At 72.8% G+C, this 11,547-nt stretch carries 14 protein-coding genes and 2 pseudogenes; 12 read left to right on the forward strand and 4 right to left on the reverse strand.

The window, feature by feature from the left end:
* Positions 1-84 precede the first annotated feature (84 nt).
* Entirely contained in the window at positions 85-1,083 is a 999-nt protein-coding gene (gene zapE / locus AB0G01_RS29610) for a cell division protein ZapE (RefSeq protein WP_360952073.1), read from the reverse strand.
* Positions 1,084-1,122: 39 nt separating this feature from the next.
* On the opposite strand from zapE, the gene AB0G01_RS29615 reads away from it, so the two are divergent.
* From AB0G01_RS29615 to AB0G01_RS29665, 11 genes are all read left to right on the forward strand, one after another.
* Entirely contained in the window at positions 1,123-1,884 is a 762-nt protein-coding gene (locus AB0G01_RS29615) for a pyrimidine reductase family protein (protein WP_360952131.1), read from the forward strand.
* Positions 1,881-2,411, forward strand: a complete 531-nt coding sequence (locus AB0G01_RS29620; RefSeq protein WP_360952076.1) for a sigma-70 family RNA polymerase sigma factor — start codon at positions 1,881-1,883, stop codon at positions 2,409-2,411. The genes AB0G01_RS29615 and AB0G01_RS29620 overlap by 4 nt, the downstream gene beginning before the upstream one ends.
* Positions 2,408-2,938, forward strand: a complete 531-nt coding sequence (locus AB0G01_RS29625) for a hypothetical protein (protein ID WP_360952079.1) — start codon at positions 2,408-2,410, stop codon at positions 2,936-2,938. The genes AB0G01_RS29620 and AB0G01_RS29625 overlap by 4 nt, the downstream gene beginning before the upstream one ends.
* 111 nt (positions 2,939-3,049) lie before the next feature.
* Complete coding sequence (locus AB0G01_RS29630; RefSeq protein WP_360952082.1) at positions 3,050-3,502, forward strand: Asp23/Gls24 family envelope stress response protein; 453 nt, start codon at positions 3,050-3,052, stop codon at positions 3,500-3,502.
* A 5-nt stretch (positions 3,503-3,507) separates the two neighbouring features.
* Positions 3,508-3,837, forward strand: coding sequence for a hypothetical protein (locus AB0G01_RS29635; protein ID WP_360952085.1), 330 nt, complete (start codon positions 3,508-3,510; stop codon positions 3,835-3,837).
* A 1,226-nt stretch (positions 3,838-5,063) separates the two neighbouring features.
* Complete coding sequence (locus tag AB0G01_RS29640) at positions 5,064-5,240, forward strand: hypothetical protein (RefSeq protein WP_360952088.1); 177 nt, start codon at positions 5,064-5,066, stop codon at positions 5,238-5,240.
* A complete protein-coding gene (locus tag AB0G01_RS29645; RefSeq protein WP_360952091.1) occupies positions 5,237-5,626 on the forward strand; it encodes an Asp23/Gls24 family envelope stress response protein in 390 nt (129 codons plus the stop codon). Before AB0G01_RS29640 ends, AB0G01_RS29645 begins: the two co-directional genes overlap by 4 nt.
* 6 nt (positions 5,627-5,632) lie before the next feature.
* Positions 5,633-6,253: a DUF6286 domain-containing protein gene (locus tag AB0G01_RS29650; RefSeq protein WP_360952094.1), complete on the forward strand. Its 621-nt coding sequence runs from the start codon at positions 5,633-5,635 to the stop codon at positions 6,251-6,253.
* Positions 6,250-6,786 (forward strand): alkaline shock response membrane anchor protein AmaP, encoded by a 537-nt coding sequence (locus AB0G01_RS29655; RefSeq protein ID WP_360952097.1) that lies wholly within the window; start codon positions 6,250-6,252, stop codon positions 6,784-6,786. The genes AB0G01_RS29650 and AB0G01_RS29655 overlap by 4 nt, the downstream gene beginning before the upstream one ends.
* 49 nt (positions 6,787-6,835) lie before the next feature.
* Positions 6,836-7,909, forward strand: a complete 1,074-nt coding sequence (locus AB0G01_RS29660) for an ATP-dependent DNA ligase (RefSeq protein WP_360952100.1) — start codon at positions 6,836-6,838, stop codon at positions 7,907-7,909.
* A gap of 67 nt (positions 7,910-7,976) precedes the next feature.
* Positions 7,977-8,492, forward strand: a complete 516-nt coding sequence (locus AB0G01_RS29665) for a hypothetical protein (RefSeq protein WP_360952103.1) — start codon at positions 7,977-7,979, stop codon at positions 8,490-8,492.
* Here the strand turns inward: AB0G01_RS29665 and AB0G01_RS29670 are convergent.
* Together AB0G01_RS29670 and AB0G01_RS29675 are read right to left on the reverse strand one after the other, a co-directional pair.
* Entirely contained in the window at positions 8,470-8,910 is a 441-nt protein-coding gene (locus tag AB0G01_RS29670) for a DUF1801 domain-containing protein (protein WP_360952134.1), read from the reverse strand. The two genes, AB0G01_RS29665 and AB0G01_RS29670, sit on opposite strands and share 23 nt — an antisense overlap.
* Before the next feature lie 21 nt (positions 8,911-8,931).
* Positions 8,932-9,819: pseudogene (locus AB0G01_RS29675) on the reverse strand (EamA family transporter); the annotation flags it as partial.
* A 90-nt stretch (positions 9,820-9,909) separates the two neighbouring features.
* Here AB0G01_RS29675 and AB0G01_RS29680 point away from each other — a divergent pair.
* Positions 9,910-11,448, forward strand: a complete 1,539-nt coding sequence (locus tag AB0G01_RS29680; protein ID WP_360952106.1) for an alpha/beta hydrolase — start codon at positions 9,910-9,912, stop codon at positions 11,446-11,448.
* 13 nt (positions 11,449-11,461) lie between these two features.
* On the opposite strand, the pseudogene AB0G01_RS29685 reads toward AB0G01_RS29680, so the two are convergent.
* A pseudogene (locus AB0G01_RS29685) lies at positions 11,462-11,547 on the reverse strand (IS5/IS1182 family transposase); the annotation flags it as partial.

Here is an 11,547-nt window from a genome sequence, read left to right on the forward strand (position 1 = left end):
CCAACCCCACAAAACCAGCGCCCCGGGTCGTTCGGAGGTCCCCTCGGGAGGGCGGTTCCCGATACCCCCGGAAGGGGTGCGGGACTACCTCGAAAGGGCTACCAACCGGGACACGGCGCGCAGGTACTTCTTGCGGTAACCGCCCCGGAGCATCTCCTCGGTGAACAGCTCGGACAGCGGCGCACCGGACACCGCGACCGGGATGTCCCGGTCGTAGAGCCGGTCGCCCAGCGCCACCAGCCGCAGGGCCACCGCCTGGTCCGGCGCGGGCGCGACACCGCGCAGGTGCACGGCCGTGACGCCGTCCAGCAGCCGGCCGTAGCGGGACGGGTGCAGCTCCGCCAGCCGCGCGCACAGCCCGGTGAAGTCGTCCAGCGTCGCACCGGGCGTGCTCCCGGCCTTCGCGGCGAGCTCGTCGTCCGACATCGGCTCCGGCGCGTCGGGCAGGCCCCGGTGCCGGTAGTCCGGGCCGTCCACCCGCACGACGGTGAACTTCGCCGACATGGACTGGATCTCGCGCAGGAAGTCCGCCGCCGCGAACCGGCCCTCGCCCAGCTTGTCCGGCAGCGTGTTGGACGTCGCCGCGACCGCCACGCCCGCCGCCGTCAGCTCCTTGATCAGCCTGGTCACCAGCATGGTGTCGCCGGGGTCGTCGAGCTCGAACTCGTCGATCGCGAGCAGCTCGTGGCCCGAGAGCCGGCGGACCGTCTCGGCGAACCCGAGCGCGCCGACCAGGTTCGTCAGCTCCACGAACGTGCCGTAGGACTTGGGGCCGGGCACCGCGTGCCAGATCGACGCCAGCAGGTGCGTCTTGCCGACGCCGAACCCGCCGTCGAGGTAGAGCCCCGGCTTGTCCTCCGACGACCGGCGGAACAGCGAACCGAACCACCCCGGCGAGCCCGCCGCCACCCGCTCGGCGAACGCCCGGCACGCCTCGACCGCGGCGGCCTGGCTCGGCTCGTCGGGGTTGGGCAGGTAGGTGTCGAACCGGACGGTGTCGAACCGGGGCGGCGGGAGCATCGCCCCCACCAGTTCGTCCGCCTCGACGCGGGGGTCGCGGTCGGACAGGCGCGGGGCTGACATGCCCGAAGCCTAACGGCGTGCTGGGATGGGCAGGTGCAGATGTTGTGGCCGCCACCCCACGCGGGCTCCGGGCAGACCGACGTGCTCGCCGACGCCGGGCTCGAACGCCTCTACGACTACCCGGCCGGGCTGACCCGGCCGTTCGTCCAGGTGAATTTCGTGTCCAGCGTGGACGGTGGGGTGACCGTCGCCGGCAAGTCCGGCGGCCTGGGCAACCCCGCCGACAAGAAGGTCTTCGCCCTCGGGCGCGACCTCGCCGACGTGGTGCTGGTCGGCGCGGGCACCGCGCTCATCGAGGGCTACCGGGGCGTGCGGGCCGGCGACGTGCGGCAGGAGCGGCGGGCCCGGCTGGGCCTGTCGGCGGTGCCGCCGATCGCCGTGGTCACCGCCCGGTGCTCGATCGAGCCCACGTCGCCGCTGATCACCGACACCTCGGCGCGATTGATCGTGCTCACCACGGCCGACGCGCCGGCCGAGCGCCGGGACGCGCTGAGCGAGGCGGGCGCGGACGTCGTGGTCGCGGGCGAACAGCGGGTGGACATGCCCACCGCGCTGGCCGCGCTGGACGAGCGCGGCCTGCGCCGGGTGGACTGCGAGGGCGGGCCGACCCTGTTCGGCGCGCTGATCGCGGCCGACCTGGTGGACGTGCTGTGCGTGACGTTCACGCCCGTGCTCGCGGGCGGTGACGCCGGCCGGATCGCCGTCGGCCCGCTGCCCCCCGCGCCGCGCGACCTGGAGCTGGCCTCGGTCCTGCGGTACGGGAGCGCGTTGCTGCTCAGGTACCGGCGGGCGGGCACATGACATCGGACCGGCCCCTGCCGGCCGCGGCGGTGCACGGGGACACCGCCGCGTTCGACGAGCTGGTCCGCCGGCACACCGGCCGGATGTACCGGGTGGCGCTGCGGATCGTGGGAGACCCCGTCGAGGCCGAGGACGTGGTGCAGGACGCGTGGATCTCGGCGTGGCGCGCGCTGCCCCGGTTCCGCGGCGAGGCCGCGCCGGCCACCTGGCTCTACCGGGTGGTGACCAACGCGGCGCTGACGCACCTGCGACGGAGGAAGCCGACCGTGCCGCTGGAGGCCGTGCCCGAGCCGCGCACGTCGGACGGACCGGAGACCACGGTGCTGCGCAACGAGACAACGAACGACGTGCTGCGGGCCATCGCGAGCCTGGACCCGTCCCAGCGGGTGCCGCTGGTGCTGCGGGAACTGGAAGGACTGAGCTATGAGGAGGTCGCCGAGGTGATGGGCACGGGGGTGCCGGCCTTGCGCGCGCGGCTGCACCGGGCGAGGGTGGCCCTCATGGCGAAGCTGGAGGAGCGGCGGTGAGCCCGTTCCCCTGCGGACGCTCGGTGGACGAGCTGGTGGCGCACCTGGCGGACCGGGACGACGACCCCGCGCTGGCCCGGCACGTGACCGGGTGCGCGGACTGCGAAGCGGAACTGGCCGACCTGGAGCGGCGGTGGGACGCGGTGCGGGAGACCGCCGTGGTCGCCGTGCCGACGCCGCCGGGTCTGGTGATCAGGGTGCTGGCCGCCGTGCGCGGCATCCGACCGAGGCTGGGTGCCCCACCGGTCGAGTTCGTCCAGGACGGCGACCGGGTGCGGGTGGCGGAGCGGGCGGTGCTCGCGGTGTGCCGGCAGCTCGCCGTCGAGGCGGCGGCGGAACTGGACCTGCACGTGCGCGGCACGGCCGTGGAGGACGGGCAGTTGCAAGTACTGGTGGCGGCCAGGTACCCGGACCCGGCGATCGCGGCGGCGGACGAGCTGCGGTCGAAGGTGGCCCGGCAGCTCCTGGCACACCTGGGCGACGCCGCGCCGGTCGTGCACGTGCATTTGATCGACATCGCTCCATAGGCTGAACCTGGCCGACCCATGGGGTGAGGGGTATCACATTGCCGTGACGACCCCGATACGGTCCGCATCCGAACCTGTGCAGAACGATTCGGATCCGGAAAGGACCGCGCCATGGCCCAGAACACAGCCACCAAGCCCGACACCACCCCCGCCCGCCTGGCCGACGACACGACCCAGGGCAAGACGACCATCGCGTCGTCCGTCGTGCAGAAGGTCGCGGGCATCGCGGCGCGCGAGATCTCCGGCGTGCACGCCCTCGGCGGTGGCGTGTCGCGCGCGTTCGGCGCGCTGCGCGAGCGGATTCCCGGCGCGGGCACGTCGGCGACGTCCGGGGTGTCGGTCGAGGTCGGCGAGAAGCAGGCGGCGATCGACCTCGACCTGGTCGTCGAGTACGGCGCGGGGATCGTCGACCTGGCGCGGGCGGTGCGGCGCAACGTGATCACGGCGGTCGAGCGGATCACGGGCCTGGAGGTCATCGAGGTGAACATCGCGGTGAACGACATCCACCTGCCCGACGAGGACGGCGACTCCGAAGAGCAGAACCAGCCCTCGCGCGTCGAGTAGCGCGCATGCACGCGGCGGAACGGATCGAGGCGGCGTTGCTGGCGCACCCGTCGGTGGCCCGCCTCGCGGGCGGGTACGAGTCGTACTTGCCGGGCAAGCGCGTCGTCGGGGTGCGGACGGAGGACCGGGTGGGCGTAGCGGTGGTGCTGCGCCCCGGACGCCCCATCCCGGAGGTGGTGGCGGAACTGCGGGCGGTGGTGCGGGCGGTGATGTCCGGCGTGCCCGGTGCGGCTGGGGCGGCTGGGGCGTCCGGCAAGTCCGGGGCGTCCGGGGCGTCCGGGGCGTCCGTGCCTGTGCCGGTGGACGTGGTGGTGGCCGACCTGGAGGACCCGTGACCAGGGAAAACGTTTCGGCGAAATGCGCCAGACGCCCTTCGATCAGGCGAAGGAACCGAAATCCGGGCACTTTCGGAACAAAGATTTCGTTGCCGGAAACAAGGAGCGCGGCACTCCCGGCGAAGCGAATGCGCCAGGCCACCACAACCCTCGACACACCCGCCCAACCACCCCAAGCCCCGCCCCCGCTCCCGCCTCTTCCCCTAGCCCTCCCATTGGCGCTGACCCAGCCGCCTGCGCTAACCCAGCCGCCTGCGCTGGGGCTGGCGCTGAGATTGGGATTGGGGCTGGCGCTGGGGCGGGGGCTGAACAGCGGCGCAGCAGGAGCAGGCAGCGGTTCAGCAGACAGCGGCGCGGTAGGCAGTAGTGGAGCGGTAGGCCTGAACGGGCGTCCTATTGGGACCAACAAGTCCGTGGACCGCTCACCCGATCACTCGCTGCGTCCTCCCCTGAACCGCTCGCTGCGTCGCTGGCTCCGTCACTGCCTGCGTCGGGTCCTGCGCGCGGTTGCTGGGGTGTTGCGCTTTCGCGCAGTTCTGGTGCTCCATCGACCTGGAGGGTCGTGCAGCCGCCATCCGATGCCGCTCTGCGGTTTCGCGCCCAAAGCAGCATCCGCAAACGTTTGTCTGCCATCGAATCGTCTGTCAGCAAGCCGCCGGGCACCAGAGAACCTGCCACCGAGCCGCCGGCTGTCAGTGCAGCCGCGTGAAGTGGCGCGGTGGGTGCGGCTCGCCTGGTATCGGGCGGGAGCTGGTAGCGCGGGTAGCGCAGATGGGCTGGACAGCGCGGGCGGGTTGGACAGCTCCGGCACCTTGGGCAGCCTTGGCAGGGCGGGCAGCCCTGGCCGTCCGGATGTCGGGCAAGAGGGGTTGGGGTGAACCGTCGGCGGGCTGAGATTCGGGCGTTTGTGCGGGCCAACCACCCGGATGTCGGGGGTGACCCCGAGGTGTTCGTGCGGGGGTTGGCGGCTTTGCGGGCCGGGGAGTCGGAGGGCGCAGACAGGAAGCCCCAGTCTGGAAAACCGCAGCGCGGAAAACCGCAGTCCGGGGAACCACAGCACGGGAAGCCGCAGCATGGGAAGTCACGGGCTGGGAAGTCACGATCTGCGGAGTCGCGGTTTGATGCGCCGGTTTCGTTCGTGCAGCGGGGGTTTTGGCGGCGGTTGATCGGTCGGCGGGGTCGGCGGGATCTCATCTAGTGGATCTAGTGGTTGGGAGTGTGGGCACATGAACGGGACGCAGACCGGGTTGTTGGCCGGGCTGGTGCTCGGGTTGGCGGCGGCCAGCGGGTTCGCCGCGTTTCTCGTCACCTTGGCTGTCGGCGTGATCGGGCTGGTGGTGGGGCGGGTGCTGGACGGGCAGCTCGACCTCGGTGACCTGATCGGGCGGGGGCGGGACAAGTGAGTTCCGGTGGTCGGCGGATACGCACCTACGTGGTGCCCCTGGACGCCATCTTCGAGTCCGATGTGGAGGATGTCGCGGGGGCCGACGCCGATGATCGCGGCTCGTTGGACATCCACTCCTCCGTGCTGCGCAAGATCGCGGAACGCGCCGTGGGGCTCGCTCCCGCCGCCGAGGACGGCTCCTCGGTGAAGGTCCACGAGGACGGGCACGTCCTCGACATCGCGGTGAAGTTGACCCTCCGCTACCCGACGCCCGTCCGCCGCGCCGCCGATTCCGTGCGGCGCACCGTGTCCGACGAGGTGGAGCGCATCACCGGCTACCGGGTGCGTGAGGTCGACGTGACCGTGTCCGCGCTGCGGGCCCCGACGCCGCCCAGGGTGGGGTGACCGCCCGTGCGCGCGTTCCTCCGCCTGATCTCCCCTGTCCTCGGTCTCGCCGTGGCCGCCGCCGGCGTCCTGCTGATCGCGGACATCGCTTGGCACTGGGCCGGGAACGGCCACCTCGTGCAGGTGCCGCGCGACCTGAGCTGGACCGACGACCGCGTCCGCACCGTGGGGCTGGTCACCGCCGTCGCGGGCTTGCTGCTGCTCCTCGTCGCGATGACCGCGCGGTTCCGCTACGTGCGCCTGCACGACCCGTCCGACCAGGTCGTCGTGACCACCACCCCGACCGCGCTGGCCCGCGTCGTCGGCCACCGCGTCCGGGCCGAGGAGGGGGTCTCGTCGGCGTCGGTCACCGTCTCGCGCCGCAAGATCCGCGTGCGGGCGACCAGCGCGCTGCACGACGAAGCCTCGCTGCGCCCCCGGCTGCTCGACGTCGTCCGTGAGACGGTCGAGTCGCTGCCGATCGCGAAGGCACCCAAGGTGTCCGTGGTCGTCAGCTCCCCCAAGGACCGCCGGTCCGCGCACCCGATCGACCACCGGATTCCCGACCAGAGCACGTCGGGACGCAGCGCACCGGGTCGTCCGAAGTCCTCGGACGACCTGGCCACCACGGGAACGGAGGGCCGATGATCGCCCGCTCCTACCGCACCGAACGGGTCTGCGCGGCGATCCTCGGCCTGATCGCGCTGCTCGTCGGAGCCGGCGCGGTCGTCCTCAACGCCCGCCGCGAGGACCGGCCGCTGCTCGACCCGACCGCCCTGGCCTGGGCCCGCGACCACCTGCTCCAGGTCCGGATCGGCGCGTTGATCGTGGGCCTGTTCCTGGTGGTCGTCGGGCTGCGCTGGGCGTGGCGCGCCGCGACGCCGGAGCGGCACCCGGACCTCGTCCTCGACCACCACCTGGTGGTCACCTCCTCGGCCCTCGCCGACGCCGTGAAGTCCGATGTGGAGCAGGTCGACGGCGTCACGTCCGCGCAGGTCAAGGTGATCGGCGAGCCCGCCCTCCGGATGAAGCTCACGCTGCGCCAGGGCGCGGACGTCCGCGCGGTGTGGCGGGAGCTGGACGGGGTGCTGGGCCGGGCGCGCGACACGTTGGGCGTGTCCGTGCTGCCCACGGCGATCAGGCTCGACCTCGCGGCCCGCGCCCGGCAGCGCGTCCGGTAAAACCGGCCGATCACGTGCGCCGGAGCCCGTCGCCGGGCAGGATGGCGGCGTGGTGCTCCCGCTGAACCCGCCCGTGCAGCCGATGCTGGCCACCGCGGTGGCCAAGATCCCGACCGACGCCGAGTGGGTGTTCGAGCCGAAGTGGGACGGCTACCGCTGCCTGGTGTTCCGCGACGGCGACGAGGTGACCCTCCAGTCCCGCAGCGGCAAGCCGCTCAACCGGTACTTCCCGGAGGCGGTGGCGGCGCTGCTGCGCACGCTGCCCGAGCGGGTCGTGGTGGACGGCGAGCTGGTCGTGGCCAAGGACGACAAGCTGGACTTCGACGCGCTGTCCGAGCGCATCCACCCGGCGGCCAGCCGGGTGGAGGTGCTGGCCGAGCGGACGCCCGCGAGCTTCGTGGCGTTCGACCTGCTGGCGGTGGGCGACGAGGTGCTGCTGGACGACCCGTGCACGGCGCGCCGGGCACGGCTGGAGGAGTTGGTCACGCCGGGCGACTCGCTGTACCTGACGCCGGTCACGGCGGACGGCGCGGTCGCCGCGCGGTGGTTCGAGCTCTTCGAGGGCGCGGGGCTGGACGGGGTGATCGGCAAGCCCGCGTCGGCCGGGTACTCGCCGGGCAAGCGGACCATGATCAAGGTCAAGCACCAGCGGACCGCCGACTGCGTGGTGGCCGGTCTGCGCTGGCACAAGGACACCGATCCGGGCACGGCGGTCGGGTCGCTGCTGCTGGGGCTGCACGACGACCGGGGTGTGCTGCACCACGTGGGTGTCGTCGGCTCGTTCAAGGCGGCCGAGCGGCGGGAGCTCGCGGCCGAGTTCGCCGGGCTGATCACCGGGGGTGAGCACCCGTGGCTGGTGGAGCCGGACGGGCGGCGGCTGCCGGGCGAGATCAACCGGTGGCGGGGCAAGCACGCGGACTGGGTGCCGCTGCGGCCGGAGCGCGTGCTGGAGATCGCGTACTCGCAGACCGAAGGGGCCGCGCCGGCGCGGTTGCGGCACAACGGCCAGTTCCGGCGGTGGCGGCCGGACCGGACGCCCGGGTCGTGCGGCTACGACCAGCTCGAACAGCCGGCGCGCTACGACGTCGAATCGGTGCTGCGCGGCGAGGTCAAACCGGCCTGAGTCCACGCGGTCGCGAAACCCGCGAATCCGGGGACGGTCACCGGCCGGACGCGTACCGTGACGGGACGTGGGGGATGCGAACGCGCTCGTCGGAGAACTGGACGACCGGATGCGCACGGACTGCCGGCGGTTGATGGTGTGGCGGCAGGTGCACCGCAGCACCGGTGTGGTCTACACGATCGTGCTGATCCTGGTGCCCGCGGTGCTGGCGGTGGGGTTCACGTCGTCGGAGACGGTGCTGGGCAAGACCCTGCTGCTGGTCGCGGCGGTGGTGGGCGGGTTGAACGTGACGTTCAAGCCGTACCTGCACAGCCAGAAGCGGCGGGGCGACGTGAACACGATGCGGCGGTTGCGCGACCGGTTCCGGGGCGAGGTGGCGAAGGCCGACGACGTGATCGAGGTCTACGACCGGTACTCGGCGCAGTACGCGGCGATCTTCGAGGCGCGCGGCCGGGACCTGGTCGACGGGACGCTGGTGGACGGGACGCTGGACGGGGCCGCCCCGGAACGCGGCACCGCAGGACGAGGCGGCACCGGACCGGGTGGCACCGAGCCGGCGGCTAGCGGTCCGACCGGGCGGTGACCAGCTCCAGGAACGCGTCCACCGGGTAGCGGGCGACTTCGCGGCCGATCACGTCCAGCGGCAGGTCTTCGACCCGCGTGAACCGGACGCAGGACTTGCCCATGTCCAGCTTGCGGCCGGTGGCCTCGAACTCGGCGCGGAACTCCCGCTCACGGCCGCCGTCCACGCACATCAGGTACAGCGACAGGTGGTTCTTCTGCGACGCCAGCGCCACGTACCCGAGCGGCTGCCCGTTGTAGGTCTTCCCGGACCGGCTCAGCGGGACCGAGTACGTGATCATCCCCCAGGCCATGCCCTCCTGGTAGCCGTCGGGCAGGTTCGCCAGGATCACCTCCCGCACCTGGGCCACCGCGTCGCGCCGGTCGGCGGGCAGCTCGCCGAGGTACTCCTCGACCGTCGCCGCCTTGCTCCGCACCACTGCGTCCTCCGGGGGGCGTGCGGTCCGGGTCGCCCCGACCGATGCCAGGACGACGCAGCACACCGCCACCCATTGTGCGGGACGCAGCGCCTCGTGCAGCAGCACCAGCCCCGCCAGGGCCGCCACGGCGGGCTCCAGGCTCATCAGGATGCCGAACACGCGGGGCGGGATGCGGCGCAGCGCGGTCAGCTCCAGCGAGTACGGGATGACCGACGACAGCAGCGCCACCGCCGCGCCCGCGATCAGCACGACCGGGTCGAGCAGGGCCGCGCCCGCGTCGGCGACGCCGAACGGCAGGACGACCACCGACGCGAACACCATCGCCAACGCCAACCCGCCGCCGTCGGACGTGCGGCTGCCCAGCGCCGCCGCCAGCAGGATGTAACCGCCCCAGCACACCGCCGCCGCCAGCGCGAACAGCACGCCGGTCAGCTCCAGGCCACCGTCGGCCCTGGTCAGCAGCACCACGCCGGCGGCGGCGAGCAGCGCCCACACGCCGTCCAGCCAGCGCCGCGACCCGATCACGGCCACCGCGAGCGGCCCGAGGAACTCGATGGTGACCGCCGCGCCCAGCGGGATGCGCTCGATGGCCTGGTAGAAGGTGAGGTTCATGGCCCCGAGCACGAGGCCGTAGCCGCCGATGACCAGCAGGGTCCGCTTGTCGACCCGGAACGACGGCCGCCACACGACCAGCAGCACCAGCGCGGCCAGCACCAGCCGGAGCGTGACCGTGCCCATCGGACCGGCCACGGTGAAGAGCTGCTTCGCCAACGCCGCACCGACCTGGACGCTCACCACGCCGAGCAGCACCAGTGCCGGCGGCGGGACCGCGCCGAACGCGCGGGCGACGGCGGCGAACGGCCCGGAACCGGAAACGCGCCGCTCAGGGATATTTTCGACGTGCACCATGACCACCTCGCCATCCTCCTCCGCTCACCGAAGTCTCACCTCGCTTATGTGAGGCTTTGCACCACCGTCGACAGAGAGTGAGGGACGACTGTGCCGCGTCGGCGTCACGCCGCCCTGGTGCTGGTGGCTTTGAGCGCGTTGGGCGCGTGCAGCGCGGGACCGTCGACCCGGCCGGTGATCGCCGTGCACGGGGCCGGCGAGGAGACCCGGGCCCCGGCTCCGAGCGGACCTCGCGAGGTCCCCCCGCTGGAGAACTTCCAGTCGTCCCTGACCTGGTCGTCGTGCACCGATGCGACGAAGGCGCGGATGGGGTCGTCCGCGCCGGCGGGTGACCAGGCCTACGAGTGCGCGCGGCTGACCGTGAAGCTGGACGTGCCCAACCGGCCGGGGCGCGGTGCGCTCGGCATGTCGCTGCTGAAGGTCGGCACGGGTGGCAGCGCGCTGGTCCTGGTCGGCGACCCGGACGGCGAGCCGGGCACGCTGAAGGCGGCCCGGCTGGCGGCGGCGCTGCCGCCCGCGCTGCTGAGCACGTTCACCCTGGTCGGGGTGGACCGGCGGGGCACCGGCAAGTCGGACGGCGTGCAGTGCGTGCCCGAGTCGGCGCGGGTTGGGATCGTCGAGTCGGACCCGGACGACCCGTCGCAGGAAGACCTGCTGGAGTCGATCGGGCGGGCCAGCCAGGAGTGCGTGCTGGACCTGGAGAACCGGCTGCCGGCGGTGGACTCGTGGCGCGCGTCGGCGGACCTGGAGCAGTTGCGCGAGGCGCTGGGCACCTCGCACCTGAACGCGATCGGCATCGGCGACGGGTCGCGGGTGCTGACCCTGTACGCGAGCCGCTACCCGGACCGGGTGGGGCGGATGGTGTTCGACGGCGCGCCGGACCCGGCGCTGGACGTGCCGGGGGTGGCGCAGGCGCAGGCCGTCGCCGCAGAGGAGACGTTCGCGGCGTTCCAGAAGGACTGCGTGATCCGGTCGTGCCCGCTGGGCGCGGACGCCACCACGCGGTTCACCGCGCTGCTGGACTCGTTGCGGATCAAGAAGATCCGCGGCAGCGACCTGGACCTGACGCCCGGCACGGCGGTGTCGGCGGTGCTGGCCGGGCTGGCCGACCGCGCGAAGTGGCCGGCGCTGGCCGACGCGCTGGTGGCCGCGGAGTCGGGCAACGGCGCGCCGCTGGCGGATTTCGTGCTCCCGCAGGTGGTGGACCGGGACGAGAACCCGCCGCTGCTCGACCCGGGCATCGTGACCAGGTGCAACGACACCACGACCCGGATTCCGCCGGAGCGGGTGAAGAGCATGGCCGACGACTGGCGGACCAAGCAGCCGCTGTTCGGCGCGTGGCACGCGCGGCGGCTGCTGCTGTGCGGGCCGTTCCCGGTGCCGCCGCTGCCGAAGGTGCCCGAGCTGACCAGCGCGCCGCCGATCCTGGTGCTGAGCACCGCGACCGACCCGGTCACGCCGCAGGGCGGCACCGAGCGGGCGGCGCAGGCGCTGCCCGCCGGGGTCCTGGTGGGCTGGCAGGGCAGCGGGCACGGCGCGCTGGTGCAGTCGTCGTGCGCGACGCAGTCCGCGCTGGATTTCCTGGTGGACGCAAAACTGCCCTCCAGCGGGACGGTCTGCCCGCCGTGACAATGAGCCTTTTTCATCCTGCGGCGGTCTCGTGGTTCTGGAGGACGTGGATGGCTTTGGCCAGGCGTCCGGCGCGGTAGGGGCAGCTGCGTAGTTTGC

It is taken from the genome of Actinosynnema sp. NPDC023587 (assembly GCF_040640215.1).
Lineage (GTDB): Bacteria > Actinomycetota > Actinomycetes > Mycobacteriales > Pseudonocardiaceae > Actinosynnema.